Here is a 15110-nt window from a genome sequence, read left to right as displayed (position 1 = left end):
ATTGAAGATTGAATAGGCTGCCAAGCGTATTTCCATGGTCTTAAAAATCGCGGTCTAATTCTTAGCTATTTATGATCCATTTATCGAAATGGTTACATTTGTACTTAGTGAATAGTGGTTAGGTATAGTGGTAATACGAGTTCTTCGCATTACCACTATTTTAATTTAATCAACACAGCTAATGACCAGTTTATTCTCATTGAGTTCTATTTTCACTTCTTGCCCTGCTTTAAAACCCATTTCTGCTAACCATTTTCCTTTTAATAAGATTTCTGGAACGATGGTTTTATCATATTTCCGAAGGATAAAACGTGGTTGTATTTTGATTTTTCGTGATTTCATGGTTAGCTGATTTTGGTTAATGATTTATCTGATATAGGAGAAAGTTTTGCTCTCAAAACATTCATATCGTCGCTGACTTTTTGTTCCACGACCTTTGCATAGATTTGAGTAGTTCGAATATTGGTATGGCCAAGCATGCGACTTACAGTTTCAATAGGAACGCCATTTGCGAGCGTGACAGTAGTTGCAAACGTATGGCGAGCAATATGGGAAGTGAGTTTCTTATTGATTCCGCATAGGTCCACGATTTCTTTCAAATACGAATTGTAGCGTTGATTGCTATTAACAGGCAACAGTTTATTATACTTTTTACAATACTCATGTTCCTGGTACTTTGCAATTATTTCTAGTGGAATGGGAAGTAATGGAACACTTTCTTTGGTTCCAGTCTTTTGACGAGCTGTGGACAACCACAAATTGCCATCTAAACCTTTCATTACCGCTTCCTTTTCGAATTGGTATACATCTGCATAAGCGAAGCCAGTATAACAGCAGAAAATGAACACATCGCGCACTTCTTCTAAACGTTCTGTGTGCAGTTTCTTATTCATGATGATGTTCAATTCATCTTGGTTCAAAATCTCGCGTTCCGGATTAGTGTATGAACATTTGAAATGGTTGAATGGGTTCGACGGAATCCAATCTAAACCAACGGCCATGTTCATGATTTTCTTCAGGTTCTTGATGTACTTATGCGCCGTATTTGATTGAATGCGCTCGACGGTCAAAAGGTAGTGCTCAAATTCAGTGACAAACGCTAGACGCATCTCTGGAAGTGCCTTGTCATTTGTTTTGAACTGCTTCTTGATGAATTTTTCGACTTTGTTGCGTGTGATTATATATCGTGCATGCGTTTTAGCAACTACTTGCCCCGCTTTTACTTTCTCGAGCATTTTTAGATTGTGATAATCGAAAGCTTCGAGGATTGTTTTGTGTTTTGGAGCGTCTTCTTTTTTTGGTTTGTTCAGGTAAAGGTCTCTGAGATCTTTACTTGTTATGAAGCCGAATTTGGTTGTTTCCACAACGAACAAATGCGAGATATCGCTTTTTGCTTTGTCCAAAAAGTTATTGATAATGTGCGCGTATTTGTATATGTTTTTTACGCGAGAAGATTTTGAATCCCACATTGATAATGGGACAGAATGAGGGGTTGAGAACTCTGCTCTTTTACCGTCAACGTATATTCGAATATACAACGGAGCAAGTTCATCTTTCGACCTTTGTTTGTTCAGATAGAACAAAAAACTGAGCTTAAGATTTGTCTTCATATTTGCTGGCTAAAAAATTACTGTTTTAGCGATCTTAAAACGCTAAAACGATGCAAATAAAATGCTCTATAACCTATAGTGTGATTAGGATAGAGCAATTCTCAGCCAGCAAGATATTACAAAAAATCTGCTGGCTGTACAGCTGGCTGATTTTTTGAATTTAATTGATTTTATTTGTTTTTGATGAGAACAGATAAAAGCTTGAAAACGCAGTACCTGCTTGAAATTTGATGGGTATTAACGAAAAAAGCCACTCGAAAGAGTGGCTTTTTGTGATCCCGCTGGGAACCAGTATGGTTTTAGAAAGCCCTTTGTTTACAAGGGGTTCAACAATTTGAGTTATTTGGGTGACAAAATAGGTGACATAAAATCAACTGTGTTTTGCCTTAATTTGAAAGAACGAATTACTTGCGTAAAGATAGTGATTTATACCCCAAACCCAACTAAAAACCAATAAATTAAATGATTCTTTTTGATACCTCATCAGGGTCTAAACCGAGGTATGAACACATTTCTGTGATGGTGATACACTGATGGTCCAATTTGTTGAAATGTGCTTTCATTCGCTTCTGGAGATAGCGAGAATAGCGTTCACTTTTGCCAGTGATCAGCATGATGTCTTTCGGATAAATGACTAAGCGCTTTTCGTTCATGGTTTTTCATACTCTATCCATACTTAATCCATACTCAATCCTTTCTGTATGATAATGGAAGATTGATACAAATTTAAGTCCTCTGCCACCCTTTTCAAGGTGCAAAAACGGCATAAACAAGCACAAAGTTTATGTATCGGTATAGGTCGCTTGTGTGAATTTGATTTTCAATGAATGTTTGCACTGTCCATGTGTTTGATGAGCGCGCGAATCTAGAATCAAACAAACACCTGGACAGGTGAACTGGCCGACCTCAAAACTGGTCACATTTAAAATCTAGAAATCATGGCAAGACAAACCGGTCTTATCAAGTTGAAGGGAACGTTGGATAACGTGAACTTCTACAAGTCGAAGGATGGGAACATGGCGCGAATGAAAACATCAGTTGATGGAGCGCGAATTGCGAATGATCCAGCGTTCGTTAGAACGCGTGAGAATGGACAGGAATTCGGTTCTTCGGCGAAAGCAGGAAAGTTGGTTCGCGGAGCATTGCGTACTTTGTTACAAGTAGCTAGCGATGGCGGAGTAACTGCCCGCATGACCAAGGTAATGACCTTGATCAAAAATTTCGATACACAGAGTGCACGTGGTGGACGAACTGTAGCGAATGGTATTGCTGACCCAGCTGCAAAAGAATTGTTGAAGGGCTTCAACTTCAACAATCGTTCAGCGATGGGAAGCGTATTCTTCAAACCTTTCACTGTTGATACCAACACGGGAGAAATCAGCATTCCTGGATTAATTCCAATCAATGATTTGAATTTTCCGCAAGGTGCAACCCACGTAAGCTTTAAGAGCGGATGGGCAAAAGTGGACTTCATGGACGGAGGATCAGAAGTTCAACTTTCACCTGCAGCGAATTTGTTGATTGATTCAACATTAGCGAACGTGAACTTGACTCCGCCTCAAGCACCTCAAGGAGCTGGAACCAACATTTTCGTGTTGTGTATCGAGTTCTTTCAAGAAGTGAACGGAGCGCAGTACTCTTTGAAAAACGGAGCTTACAACGTGCTTACGATTGTTGATGTGAGCTAATCGAAGTAAGCGAACTAATCAAATTAGTGTCAAACTTCATGGTCCTGGTTCTTTTGAATCAGGATCTTGAAAAATCAGAGAAATCATGAAGATTAAAGATCGATTGAAATCAAAAACACCAAAATTCTTCCGTGTGGTTCGCACTGTAGGAATTAGCCTCGTTGCTGCAGGCGGTGTTTTAGTAGCTGCTCCTGTTGCCATTCCTGCTGGTTTGGTTGCAATGGGTGGTTACCTCATCGTAGCAGGAACCGTTGCGACTGCTGTAGCGCAAGCAACGGTTCTAGAGGAAAAAAAGTAATTGTCTCACTTCTAAAAGTAAGCATCATGTCAGAAGTATCAAAAATGGTAGAACCTACGAAGGTTCATTTAAAAGTAAAACGTCCACGACGTTTCAAAGCTGGAGCGGAGTTAAGCGGAGCAGTCAACTTGGTAGGTGTTGAAATCACCGAAGAAGTTGATGCGGAGATGAGTCGTTTTGAGTTGGTAATCAGCTTAGAAACGACTTACACTGAGCACGACAGCTGCGAAGAGTAAGAACATCGTTTAAATTAAACAAGTAAAGCCATGCAACACACAAGCGATCACACAACCAGTGTTGGAACAACAGCCGGAACGGTGCTTACCGTTATTGCGAATATTGGATCGCAAGATTATATCAAAACCATTGTGCTGGCACTAGTGGGTGCAGTCGTCAGTTTTGGCGCATCTTGGTTATTGAAACGGCTTACAAAAGGAAAATAATTAAATAGTAACGGCACTCGAAAGGGTGCCGTTTTGTTTTTTGTTTAACGGTTTGCAGCTACCCGAAGGTGGCGATTTAGAAGCACTTCACTGTCAACCAAGCAGAAACTTTGATTGAAGCACAAAGCTTAATTTAACCACCGAACTGCCACTTTTGGGTAAGGGCTGTTGTGTGCTGCCTCTTTTCAAATCGTCTTAATTATGTCAAGGGTCAACTTTCTAATTTCACTTTCAAATTTTGAACCCTCTGATGTTATACCGTCAAAATAAGAAGGCTGTATTGGATTTTCATATAAACCATCATTTGTCAGTACTTTATTCAGACTATTGAAACTATTGATTAAAGGTTCGTTTACCGTTGAGTATTTTGAACTATTGCAATCTTTTAATAAATCTAAGAACACTTTAATCTCTTTATCTAAAATGTTTGTTCTTGAAATTATTTCTTTTCTCTGTTCTTCTGTCAATACTGTCAACGACCTTAACTCATGACAATAGGATTTTAAGTTAATTAGTTGTGCTGAGATACTCTTTAAATCGTCGAGTAAATAGTTCTTGATGATTTTGTTGTTCTCGTATTGATTTTTAAAGTAGTAACCAATAATAATACCTATGACAATTGTTGTTAGCCAATTTAGAATTTCTGAATACCTAATTTTCTCATCAATTGATATGGGAACTTTACTTTGAAATATTATTCCAGCAATAGCGCCTATGATTAGAAAAAGCAAACAAATTAGTATCACTTTTATTCTAGAAGAAATAAAATCTATTGCTTTTTTCATTTTTTCGTAATTGGGTTATTAATTTCGTCTTGAAATGCTTTTATCTTAGCATTACTATCACTGCAAACGAAAGAAATATGTTTTAACAATAAATTTGAAGCTTCTTTTTTACCAATTAGTTTACCAAGCTCATATGAAAATTTTCCAAACGAACCTGATATAAAGGAGGATGGGTAGCCATTCATACCTGTCAAGTCTACTTCTAATAAAACATTTTCATAAATAGCTGCTGTAAGTTTTGCCATCAAATGGTCGTATAGAAATACTTCACCCGATGTTTTTCCCTCAGTTCTATAACGACCAGCAGGATACGGTGAAAAATCCTTTGCTATGTTTATTTTGTATTTAATTTCCATTTTATATGTTGTTTGAATATGAAACTTCAAAGTGAATAAAAGTGCCGTCAAAGTTATGACTTAAACTTTGATTAGTCTTATCTTTAACATTGATCATTTGGTCATTTGTTATGATTGTGAATTTTGTAAATTCTGGATTTTTAGCACAGTTTATAATTTGTTTAACCCCTTTACCACTAATCTCATTGTCATTTTCTCTTGAAGAAATTATTTTTCCTTCTAAGAAAGGCTTAACTAATAAATTATTTCCAGGAATAAAAACATTAGCAATCCGTCTGTATGAATCAAAACTTGCACTCTTGAATATACCAATTCCCAAGTCAATGAATGAATATTTTATCGTTTTTTCACTTTCATCAATAAAATAATATAACCACCAATTAATGTTAGCCTTTTTCTTGTCAGCGTGATTTATTGTGTTTGACATTGCTTCAACAAGTAAGTTATAAATATTATCTGTGTCATAGTTTATTCCATTTTGCTGGAAGAGACTTTTGCAAACTGCGACTGCTTCACCTGCAATTTCGCCTTTGACTTGATTATTTGTGGAATGCTTCCATAGCTTATTGTTGTCAGCAACTCTCTTTTTTCCACGACTACTAACGAAATTATACAACCCTGATTCTATAAATAGCTTTCTAAGATTTGGGTCTTCTGGTGCATTACCATATATTCCGACCTTCATACTTTTCCTGTCTTTTAAAACAGCAATTTGTAATATAATTATGTCAGGTGAAAGATTTGTAATTTTTGAAATGTCAATTTTAACAGGCTGGTCAGATTCTACATTCTCTTTAATCAAATTGAAGTATTTTACAACCTCGTCTGAATTATCAATAAATGAAAATTTTTGGGGTGCTTCAAGATTGATAATTCCTTTATTGATTCGTTCAATATGTTTATGAATTTGAAGTCGTCTTTGCAGTTTGTTATATGCTTTTCTTTTCTTCCATTTTTTAGTTCTTCGATTAGCTTCATATTTGGCTCTTATGATTTGCCTTTGAAATGATTGTTTGTTCATAAATAGTCAAATATATTTTAAAGAGTTTGTTCTGTCTTTAAGGTTGCATACGACTTAATTATATTTCCATAAAAATGAGACTTAGACATCAAATAGGTGGTGTAAAGGCCTCACAGTATCTCTTTATTTATTTCAAATATATTGAATTATATATATCTCCAAACAAATCAGCATAAAAAAGCCAGTCTCAAAGACTGGCTGCTGCAGCAACTTCCAATTGCTTCAATTTTTCAATCATACTCAGGTGCTTTTTCATGTTTTGCTCAAGGTATCGGAGTAACAACATGCGTTTTTTGAAGTGCGGACATTCCGGATTGATTTGGTTTAAGCGTTCCTGGATTAATTTATCCATTGTTTGAATCCGAATGTATGGAATTACGGATCCGATTAATTCGCGTTCGCAGTTTTTGCCTTTCCAAAGCGCATAACAAATCCAGAAAAGCAATTCACTTTCTTCTTGGTTTTTGGCTTCGCAAACAAAGCAATTTGCAGTTGGCTTGTTCAATGGCTTTCCTGCATTTTTTCCTTTGCACAAAATGAAGAAAACAAACTCTGTGCGTGATTTTCCATCGCTGTACTGTGATAACTTGTAATTAAGCATAACTATCGTTTTAAAAGATATGCTTTAGCGCTTCGCGCACATAGTTTTAACCCAAAAGAAAAAAGGAAAAAAAAGAAAGTGCAGCTTTCAGGCAGACAGTTGCCAACAGGCAAGGTTTTTAAAGACTTTTTTTGAAAAATTTAAAGCAGATGTATATATTTTAAACTTTGAAGAAATTGTTTGAGAAACGATTAAAAAAAGTGTTTAAAACCCGAAGGGCTTGACCTTGCAGGTTTGCAGCCAGTGCCTAACTTGCATTTGTTTTTTAATCTTTCTTGAAAACAGAACTAGCCTCTGTTTCTTTTTGGTTTTGATGTGAAACCTTTTTGTTGTAGCACAACACACCACTGATACAAGGACACAAACATTTGACGACGATTGGAACCAGGAGCGGAAATAGCTGCCTGACGACGAATGTAACGCATGTGTATAGCTAACTGATTTTGAGACATTGAAGCCAAGATTGTTTTGATAACTGCTGGATTAATGTGATACATGACCTTTTGGAATTATGGGGAATGTATTCACAGCAAGACAGCTAGGTTTAAATTCTACTATAAGCAATCCATCACATCAAAAAAACAGACGGCGAAAGCGAAGCGAAGCTCCTAGCCATTTATGGCTTCTTGGGCGTCAGCTCGTTTTAAGAGAAGATAGAATCGATGGTTAGAACCACAGATTGCAAACAGAACCACTATTTATCGGATGATTGTTCTTAGAATTAAAAAAGGGAAAACAGCCTTGAGCGCTGCCACGTGGAGCACGGCAGCACGGCTAAGCGCTTTGGAAAAGCATGAGGGTTGCGAAATGCTTCCGAAGCGCTTAAGTCAGTGGAAGGAACTGAAATGGAGGTACGGAATGAGGGACTGGAGCGCGCGAGCCGCCCGCGAGTTGAACGAAGGTGGAAGACCAAAGAGGAACCCAGAGGGGGACGTGGACGACCTATGCAGCATGCACAAAGGTTTGGCACACTTCAGCAAGCTAGGTGGTCATTTTGAAAACCACCTAGCTTGGTTTTTGTTTGAGGAGGAAGAGAATTGGAAGGACCAGCTTTTTTGTGGCGCGTAGCAGAGCAAAAGTGCTGGAGTGCGGTGCGATTGCCTGCCAAAGCTGCATCCTGTAAGGTGCTGCCTTTGGCTGGGAATGCGCACATGGGAAAAACAAGTGTGTTCATTTCATTGGGCTTAGCCCGAAATGGACACTCTTGTTGTGGGGATTGGATAGCTCTTGGATGTAGATTGGCTGATGGGATGCTGTAAGCCTCAGCCGCCAAGCAAGACCATGGGCTAGCCAATTGAGGGACAAAAACTGTGACAAACCTGCAGCCTGAGAGAAGTAGCAGGCGAGCATCAACACAAGCAGCGGCGACACCCCAACTAACTCAAGTGAAGGGAGTGACGGGACTAGCTTCCCTGAACACATTATTAGGGGTTTGGGGTGTCAGAGAGCTGCGACTGACGACGCTGGAAGAACAGGCAAAGAAAACAAGTGGAAACCCGCATGCTGGAATTTTGGAAGCACGGAATGGAACGGTCCCGAAAAGCCCGGGCTTCGACAGGCTCAGCCAACGGACCCGCTTGTATTAGGCTTTATTCGGGATGTTTTTCTGAAGCTGTGAAGACAAGGAGGAAGACCGCTTTACCTGGTCGTTGGGTTTTGGAGGAATGTTAGGCCGAAGCCAGAACCCATCCTGCCCCACTGGAAACGGAAAGCTTGGTGAATGGTTTGGCTCAATTGCAAGCTAAAAATAGCGACCTTGGAAGCTCATAATTTAACTTCAAGCAATGTGCCATAAACCATTTGCCAACTTGGAGTAGAAAGCGGATTAGGCAGCCTGAAAAACGAAATTATTATACTTTGCGACTATTGTGATATGAACTATTGTGATTCTTTTGTATCTTTAACCCGATTTAGGTGGTTAGGTTAGGTTGATTAAAAGAGAAGCAAGACGCCCGTTTTGCTTCTCTTTTGTTTTGAAACAAACCCATTTACACCTCAATTAAAATCAAAGAGAAATTATCTGATGCCTCGTTATGAAGTCTTTTTTCAATCCTAGACATCGCTTCTTGATTGTTATCTGATGTATTTAAAATTTGTTGGATTTGAATTGGAGAAAAAATGTCATGAACCCCATCCGAGCAAATAATTAATAGATCCTCTTTTTGAAGATCCTCAATTAAATGGAAGTCTGCTGTTGAATTGGTTATGTCTCCATTGATTGATCTGGTAACAATATGTTTGTATTTCACTATTTTATCAGGATCATTAATTATTGAGGTGGATTTCATTTCATTAATTAATGTATGCGATTTGGATTCAAATTTCAGTTTGTTATTTCTGAAATGAAAAATTTGAACATCCCCAACCCAAAAGCACAATGCATTTTGTTTGGATAAAATGATACCACCGACTGTGGCGCCCATTTTTGATTGAATTGCTTCAATTTTCTCCCTAAGGAGAACATTTGAATTATCAATTGCTAATTGTATACCATCATAATTGATTTCATTCATTCCATCAAGTACTGACAGAATAACATCATTAGTCAATTTTGCCGCAATATCACCATTAGAATAACCACCCATCCCATCAGCCACTATCAACAAATATTTTTCAGATGATAGAGTGCTAATTAAGATTGAATCTTGATTAGTTTGTCTTTTTCCGGTATGTGAAAATGTTATTGTTTTCATTTTTTGCCAGTTGCTTGAATGGTTGCTCCTCCATGTTTAGTTACACGAGGTCTAGTTGAAATTTTTATAGGACCATTTGAAATAGACTTGTCAGTTGCTTTTGTTGACCATAAAAATCCTTCACCAGGATTTAACGAACTCATGTCTGCCGCTTGAAGTGGTGTTAATTGTGTAATTGATTTTTGAATATGTTTTAGCCACTGCGGACTATTAAATTTATGCAACAACACAATTGAGCTCAATTCAATGATTTCATTTGGTAAACTCGGTGGGTCTTGACTTGCAATCATAATACTTACACCTTTATGTCTCATTTCCCTAATGGCAGTAACAATGGTCGATGTCAAATCCTTGTTATCCATGTATTTATGTGCTTCGTCAAACACTATAAATTTGTTGAAATGATTTCCATCTACAGCTTTTACGGATGAAAATATATTCAGCATAATTACGAACAATCCTAACGCTTCCTCCTTCACAATAAATTCATCCCTTAGGTCGACAATAATTAAACGTCCTGGTTTGAGCGTATCCTTTAAAACAAAGCTATCATCAATATATTCTCTTGCGAAACTTAATTTTTGACGAGCCAAAGCCTTTTGACCATTAGAAAGTAAAATTGAATCTTCTACACCTTGTGAAATACCATCGATAGATAAATTTCTTCTTTGCTCCTTCATAATAGCTTTTAATTGCTTTATGTAGGCAGAATCATTACCAATCGCGCCTAATAGAAACATCCAATCTTGAACGTTTAGTTCATTTGAATTAAATGCAATTGGAAGAACCTTAATTGATGGGAATTCAGACTGACGTTCTTCAATTTTATCCATTGGAGTAAGGATTATTACATCATCAACATTTTTTGGATCAGCACCATACTTTTCTTTAAGTTTTCTTAATTCACCGTCCTTATCATTGGGGTAAATCATAGAAGTAAATTCCGGTTCATAATCCATACTTTCACTGTAATGAAAAATTACTCCAGCTAATGGAGAAGGAAGCAAATTTACTTTTTCAAAATTCTTCAAAACCATTTCGGAAATTGTTCCAATTGTATAACTCTTTCCACCCCCTTGAACTCCGAATAAGCTAATTGTATTTGTTTCACTAAGATCAATTGCGATCTTTTTTCCATGTATTGTTTCACCTAAAATCCCGTATTGTTCACTTGGCGAAGTTTTACCAATTAATATGTCGAAATTTGGCGCTTCAAAGATTTTGTTACTGACTATTGGCTTATCAGGTACATTTTCTATCACAGCTTCCGTTTCATTTTCTACAACTCCCGATTCTGTAATTTCTTCTTGTTTTGCAAACTGGCTTTTTAATAGATCGTATTGCGTTCCTGTTAATTTAGAATTTGGATTTGGATCAATCTTTATTCCTTTTGAATCTAGAAAGCTTACAAGGGTTGTTATTCCCATATTTAATAAACCTGCAACTTTACCCAACCGAATTGGTTTACCTTGATTATTTTCAGTTGGATTAACGATTTCCATTTCAGAATCTATATTTTGATCATTATTAATCTCAAATTCTTCTGCAATAGAATTTTCCTTCTCAAAAACAATTGAGTCAATTGGCGTAATCGATTCCCTCTTTGGGGAGGTAAGTTCTGCAAATTGTTGAATAAAAGGTTTAAGTTGATTTTTGACACCAAGAGCCTCAAGAAGATCAATATCTTCTTCCTGATCTTCCAATCTTTTTGTATTCAAATCAGAATCTGGATCTAAAATATCTTCTATAAGACGATGTCCGAAAGTGAAGAATGTTATTTCATCACCGGAGATTTCCTTGACTTGCTTTTTATTTGCTGAAAAGTTGTAAATGAGCCCTATTCTATTAAAGTCTAAATTGAATCCTTGATCTAATTCTTGCAAGAAAGATAAGTAGGTAGCGTAAGCATTTTCACTTAAATAATTGTATCGATAAGCCCTTTCAATATAAAAAGTAAGCAATGACCTTAATTCTTTATTTTTGATCTCGCGATCAAGCCTGTCGAATGAAAATTGATATGTTGAATCAAAATGATAACGCAATGCTTCGATAGTGTTTTCAATTTGTTCTTTCATTTTTATTTTAAGTTCTTCATTCTCTCTATCTGCAAGCGATTTGCGACATTTAATTTCGATAACTGTGATCTTAATTGATTTTTTGTCCGGATCAATTGAAACAAGAAGATTGTCAGCCCTACTTTTATTATTGAGAGGTAATTTTTCAAATAGTTCTTGATGTAAATCTATTGGGATTAAAAAAGCATCAGTAAGTAACCCCTTTTTTTCCAATACTCTTTTTGTAAAAGCAGATCCAATTACTTCAAACGCTTTATTTTTAGTAGAATTCAATTGTAAGACTAAGGAGCTACTTATCGCCCGAAGGTCCTCTAATAATATTTTTATTCTTCTTTCATCCTTAGGATCATGAATGTTTAATCCAAAATCAGAAAAATGTGGACCAAGTAAACCAAGAACTTCTGACGTTGGACGAGTGGTGAGAAAAGATGATATGCCATTTACTTCTTCACCCGGAACATAATCTAACAAGAAAGGAATTTTACCTTCTTTTGAAGGTTGATCATATATTTGTGGCCCTAAATTCTTGTCGAAGGTTACTACCCAATCCGAATGATCATGTAAGTGTGCCAAAAGTACTTTATCCTTATCGTTAAGCCTCAATTGTGTAGATGGTATTGAATCAGTTGGTTTTGAAGCTAAAGCTCCACCTGTAAAACTCTGTATTGCATTAAAGATTCTTATCCCTAATTCTCCTGAATCACTATAGTGTTTGATTAATTCATTACCAATTAGAAAACGATTCCACTTGATTTCATTATTATTTTCTTCAACATAAATTGAAGCCTCTGAAACTAAACCATTCAGGAAGAAGTTTCTTTGTTTTTGGAATGGTTTGATTAGTTCAATTGTTACTGGAAATGGGCTTACTACAAAACTTAAATGAGCATTAAATCGAGCTGGTGCAGAAAGATAATCGTCAATTTCATTGATTGAGTATCGCAATTTAGGAAAAAGTCTATTTTTTGAAGGTTGGGAGAATGATTCTGCTTCTTCAGTAATGTTGTATTCTGGATTCAATAATCTTTTAAATCCTTCACCATGCTCGATTATTTTATCTTCCCCTTTAAAAATTCTAATTTCATATTTTAGATTTTTAAATTGTTGTTCCTTTTCAAGTTCAACTAAACTATCAGAAAAAATCGAAGCATCACCAGCATTAATAAGGTTGATAACTAGTGAATCTGTGTAAGGATGTTGATAAACGTAATTTTTTAGATGCTTAATAATCAGTTTTTGACTTATTTCAGTTTCAACATAGTTTTCTTTGGAAATGTTTAATAACTGACGAAAATACTGCTTTAAATGGCGTGTATTTGATGTGAATCGTTGTTTATCATCTTGCGTTTCAGATAAAAGATAGATACCCCATCCAAAAGATAATTCACCTGCATAATGGTAATTTGAATATTCATTTGGATCAACAATTATCAATGGGTTGTTTTCGTTTGATAATTTACCTTCGAACATTTCATCTAAAGATTTGGTCCAATTTTCAACATGACCTCTAAATTCGTTTGTTTCGGATTCCCAATTTACAAATACGTCTAACAAACTTATTGACCAAATTAAACGTAAAGGATGAAGAGGTGAGAGAATTAATGCATCTACTCGCTCTCCGTTTGGAAGTTTAGTTTTTACTTTTGCTAAATCCAAAAATTGAAGCTCTGACAGAAACTGTTGAAGTTTTGATGTTTCATCTGCATCAATGTCCTTACTCAATAATTTTTCATTCAAATTATCAATCCAATCTGCAAAAAGCCTAATATACAACAAGACATCACTTGAAAAGTTAAACAAATCAGCTGTTTCGATTACGCCATTGTCGGTTTCATTTGAAGAAATTATTTTAGAAAATAAAATTTCACGTGCTTCGATTAATTTCTCAGGAACAATTGAATTTATACTGCTTTCAACGAACTTTATGCTTTCAAAACCGATTGCTGCAGAATTTGATTTCAGAACACCTTTTACATAACCAAATTGATTATTGTGTTTCAAAAATTCATTCTCTATTAAACGAAGTTTAGAGGATAAATTAATCTGATAATTGTGTTTTTCCGAATATCTAATATGAAAGGTAGAAGTATGTTTTGTAATATCATTGATCCAGATATTTGAACCCTCAATAGGTTTAGGTATTGATACAGAATTACCGGCTTTTAAATTATCTATACGGAATTTAAAAAATGCCTGTAGTACATTGTTAAGTTTATCTTTACGTTGATTTTCTTCCCTTTCAACTGCCTCATCAAGTACAAAGAAAAAATCTTCAGTGTCGGAAGTTCGCTTATAAGGGAATTCACTTTTAGAAAGCTCTGGGTTGTCTGCACGGTTTAATTCCCATGCCGATTGAATCTTTGATTCTTTAAAGTCATCATCAAAATTCAGTGTATTTCCATGTTCGTCTTCTGCAACGACTTTAAAAAAGTAAGAGCCTTCTTCAGTAATATTTGAATTTAAATCAACGGAAACCTCTCTGTAAGGTCGGGAGGAAGTTGAGTTTTTCAATTTTCGAAGAACTGAAATTTCCTCTCCAGCATAGCCATCCACAGCCATTAGGATAACCTTGAAATATTTAAGGTCATTGGTTGAGTTGGGTGGTGGATTTGTATTGAATTTTATTTTTACGGTTGAATTGGAATTTGCCCGGGAATGAAGAACTTTTATACCGTCTTCTACTTTAAAATCATTGGATTTTATTTCCTCAATTGACAATTTAAATTCTTTAAAATTCAGGTCTGGAATTGACCAATTGGAAAAGTTTAAATTGGGATAATCATTATAAATTGAAAAACAAATTTCTTCTACGCTCTTGGAATTACTCTCTGCTTTTAAGAAGTCAATTATTTCCTTTTGCAATGTATGTGCTTCTAGTGGTAATTCACTGATACGATCATACAATGGCTTATTGAAAGAAGCTAATAAATGTGAACTTTCAACATTGAAATTCAATCTTGATTTGATTTTATCCAAATCAATAGTTAGTGCACTGTCAGGAATTAAATTTAAATGATAAAGTAAATTACCAATGTTGTTCTCTTCATATCCAATCTCTTCTAAATTGAGTAAATATTGAATTATTTGGACAGTTTTGATTCCCGTGCTTCTGAGATGTCCAAAAATGTCATTTGTGATAATCTGCGAATATTCCGGGGGAATACTTTTGATCAATTCATTTTTTAAACTTTCTTCAATTCCATCTAATGAAATTTCTTTGAATGTTGCATTGCCATAGGAATCTTCCGCAGCAGTTCTGCTATTTGAAGGAATCAAAATCAATAATGGTGAAGATTCCTGGTTTCGATATTCAATTAATTTAGAGGCCGAAATACACTTCTCATTATCTATAATATTGGAAACGATAAATACATTTATTTCAGGAAACTCAGTTTTTACGCGAGACCATAAAAATTCTAATTCATTAAATCCAAGCCCTGTGATTTTCATACAATGACCCGGAATAGCAATTTTTAAATCTTCCTTATATAGATTAAGAATTAATTCAATTACTCTTTGATAGTACTTACTTATCATACA

Annotated in this window: 14 protein-coding genes; 4 read left to right on the top strand and 10 right to left on the bottom strand. The window is 35.7% G+C overall.

The window, feature by feature from the left end; translation table 11 throughout:
* Positions 1-165: 165 nt before the first annotated feature.
* The 3 genes from FLUTA_RS21200 to FLUTA_RS14895 form a co-directional block, all read right to left on the bottom strand.
* On the bottom strand, positions 166-342 hold the full coding sequence (locus tag FLUTA_RS21200) for a SymE family type I addiction module toxin (RefSeq protein WP_013687721.1): 177 nt from the start codon (positions 340-342) through the stop codon (positions 166-168).
* 2 nt (positions 343-344) lie between these two features.
* Positions 345-1610, bottom strand: a complete 1266-nt coding sequence (locus FLUTA_RS14900) for a site-specific integrase (RefSeq protein ID WP_013687720.1) — start codon at positions 1608-1610, stop codon at positions 345-347.
* Between the two features lie 458 nt (positions 1611-2068).
* Positions 2069-2263: a hypothetical protein gene (locus tag FLUTA_RS14895; RefSeq protein ID WP_013687719.1), complete on the bottom strand. Its 195-nt coding sequence runs from the start codon at positions 2261-2263 to the stop codon at positions 2069-2071.
* Positions 2264-2548: 285 nt separating this feature from the next.
* On the opposite strand from FLUTA_RS14895, the gene FLUTA_RS14890 reads away from it, so the two are divergent.
* The 4 genes from FLUTA_RS14890 to FLUTA_RS21620 all read left to right on the top strand — a co-directional run bounded on the left by FLUTA_RS14890 (position 2549) and on the right by FLUTA_RS21620 (position 4039).
* Positions 2549-3298, top strand: coding sequence for a hypothetical protein (locus tag FLUTA_RS14890; RefSeq protein WP_013687718.1), 750 nt, complete (start codon positions 2549-2551; stop codon positions 3296-3298).
* Between the two features lie 85 nt (positions 3299-3383).
* Positions 3384-3596: a hypothetical protein gene (locus tag FLUTA_RS14885; RefSeq protein ID WP_013687717.1), complete on the top strand. Its 213-nt coding sequence runs from the start codon at positions 3384-3386 to the stop codon at positions 3594-3596.
* A 26-nt stretch (positions 3597-3622) separates the two neighbouring features.
* The gene (locus FLUTA_RS14880; RefSeq protein ID WP_013687716.1) at positions 3623-3832 is read left to right on the top strand and encodes a hypothetical protein; all 210 of its coding nucleotides are present in this window, start codon (positions 3623-3625) and stop codon (positions 3830-3832) included.
* A 30-nt stretch (positions 3833-3862) separates the two neighbouring features.
* Positions 3863-4039, top strand: a complete 177-nt coding sequence (locus FLUTA_RS21620; RefSeq protein ID WP_013687715.1) for a hypothetical protein — start codon at positions 3863-3865, stop codon at positions 4037-4039.
* A gap of 185 nt (positions 4040-4224) precedes the next feature.
* Here FLUTA_RS21620 and FLUTA_RS14875 read toward each other — a convergent pair whose 3' ends face one another.
* From FLUTA_RS14875 to mads8, 7 genes are all read right to left on the bottom strand, one after another.
* Complete coding sequence (locus tag FLUTA_RS14875) at positions 4225-4824, bottom strand: hypothetical protein (protein ID WP_013687714.1); 600 nt, start codon at positions 4822-4824, stop codon at positions 4225-4227.
* Complete coding sequence (locus FLUTA_RS20935; protein ID WP_013687713.1) at positions 4821-5180, bottom strand: DUF4325 domain-containing protein; 360 nt, start codon at positions 5178-5180, stop codon at positions 4821-4823. Before FLUTA_RS20935 ends, FLUTA_RS14875 begins: the two co-directional genes overlap by 4 nt.
* A gap of 1 nt (position 5181) precedes the next feature.
* A complete protein-coding gene (locus tag FLUTA_RS14865) occupies positions 5182-6201 on the bottom strand; it encodes a hypothetical protein (protein WP_013687712.1) in 1020 nt (339 codons plus the stop codon).
* 187 nt (positions 6202-6388) lie between these two features.
* Positions 6389-6802, bottom strand: a complete 414-nt coding sequence (locus FLUTA_RS20930) for a DUF6943 family protein (RefSeq protein ID WP_013687711.1) — start codon at positions 6800-6802, stop codon at positions 6389-6391.
* A 287-nt stretch (positions 6803-7089) separates the two neighbouring features.
* Complete coding sequence (locus tag FLUTA_RS14855) at positions 7090-7299, bottom strand: hypothetical protein (RefSeq protein WP_013687710.1); 210 nt, start codon at positions 7297-7299, stop codon at positions 7090-7092.
* A 1491-nt stretch (positions 7300-8790) separates the two neighbouring features.
* Positions 8791-9495, bottom strand: a complete 705-nt coding sequence (locus FLUTA_RS14840) for a PP2C family protein-serine/threonine phosphatase (protein WP_013687709.1) — start codon at positions 9493-9495, stop codon at positions 8791-8793.
* Positions 9492-15107, bottom strand: coding sequence for a methylation-associated defense system ATP-binding protein MAD8 (gene mads8, locus FLUTA_RS21680; protein WP_013687708.1), 5616 nt, complete (start codon positions 15105-15107; stop codon positions 9492-9494). The genes FLUTA_RS14840 and mads8 overlap by 4 nt, the downstream gene beginning before the upstream one ends.
* Positions 15108-15110: the final 3 nt, after the last annotated feature.

The organism is Fluviicola taffensis DSM 16823, from assembly GCF_000194605.1.
In the GTDB taxonomy this organism is placed as follows: domain Bacteria; phylum Bacteroidota; class Bacteroidia; order Flavobacteriales_D; family Crocinitomicaceae; genus Fluviicola; species Fluviicola taffensis.
The sequence above is the reverse complement of the archived record's forward strand: the minus strand, read 5'-3'. Positions and strand labels throughout refer to the sequence as shown.

Coding starts and splice junctions, on each gene's coding strand:
- FLUTA_RS21200 (WP_013687721.1), bottom strand. CDS start 342: ATGAAATCACGAAAAATCAAAATACAACCACGTTTTATCCTTCGGAAA.
- FLUTA_RS14900 (WP_013687720.1), bottom strand. CDS start 1,610: ATGAAGACAAATCTTAAGCTCAGTTTTTTGTTCTATCTGAACAAACAA.
- FLUTA_RS14895 (WP_013687719.1), bottom strand. CDS start 2,263: ATGAACGAAAAGCGCTTAGTCATTTATCCGAAAGACATCATGCTGATC.
- FLUTA_RS14890 (WP_013687718.1), top strand. CDS start 2,549: ATGGCAAGACAAACCGGTCTTATCAAGTTGAAGGGAACGTTGGATAAC.
- FLUTA_RS14885 (WP_013687717.1), top strand. CDS start 3,384: ATGAAGATTAAAGATCGATTGAAATCAAAAACACCAAAATTCTTCCGT.
- FLUTA_RS14880 (WP_013687716.1), top strand. CDS start 3,623: ATGTCAGAAGTATCAAAAATGGTAGAACCTACGAAGGTTCATTTAAAA.
- FLUTA_RS21620 (WP_013687715.1), top strand. CDS start 3,863: ATGCAACACACAAGCGATCACACAACCAGTGTTGGAACAACAGCCGGA.
- FLUTA_RS14875 (WP_013687714.1), bottom strand. CDS start 4,824: ATGAAAAAAGCAATAGATTTTATTTCTTCTAGAATAAAAGTGATACTA.
- FLUTA_RS20935 (WP_013687713.1), bottom strand. CDS start 5,180: ATGGAAATTAAATACAAAATAAACATAGCAAAGGATTTTTCACCGTAT.
- FLUTA_RS14865 (WP_013687712.1), bottom strand. CDS start 6,201: ATGAACAAACAATCATTTCAAAGGCAAATCATAAGAGCCAAATATGAA.
- FLUTA_RS20930 (WP_013687711.1), bottom strand. CDS start 6,802: ATGCTTAATTACAAGTTATCACAGTACAGCGATGGAAAATCACGCACA.
- FLUTA_RS14855 (WP_013687710.1), bottom strand. CDS start 7,299: ATGTATCACATTAATCCAGCAGTTATCAAAACAATCTTGGCTTCAATG.
- FLUTA_RS14840 (WP_013687709.1), bottom strand. CDS start 9,495: ATGAAAACAATAACATTTTCACATACCGGAAAAAGACAAACTAATCAA.
- mads8 (WP_013687708.1), bottom strand. CDS start 15,107: ATGATAAGTAAGTACTATCAAAGAGTAATTGAATTAATTCTTAATCTA.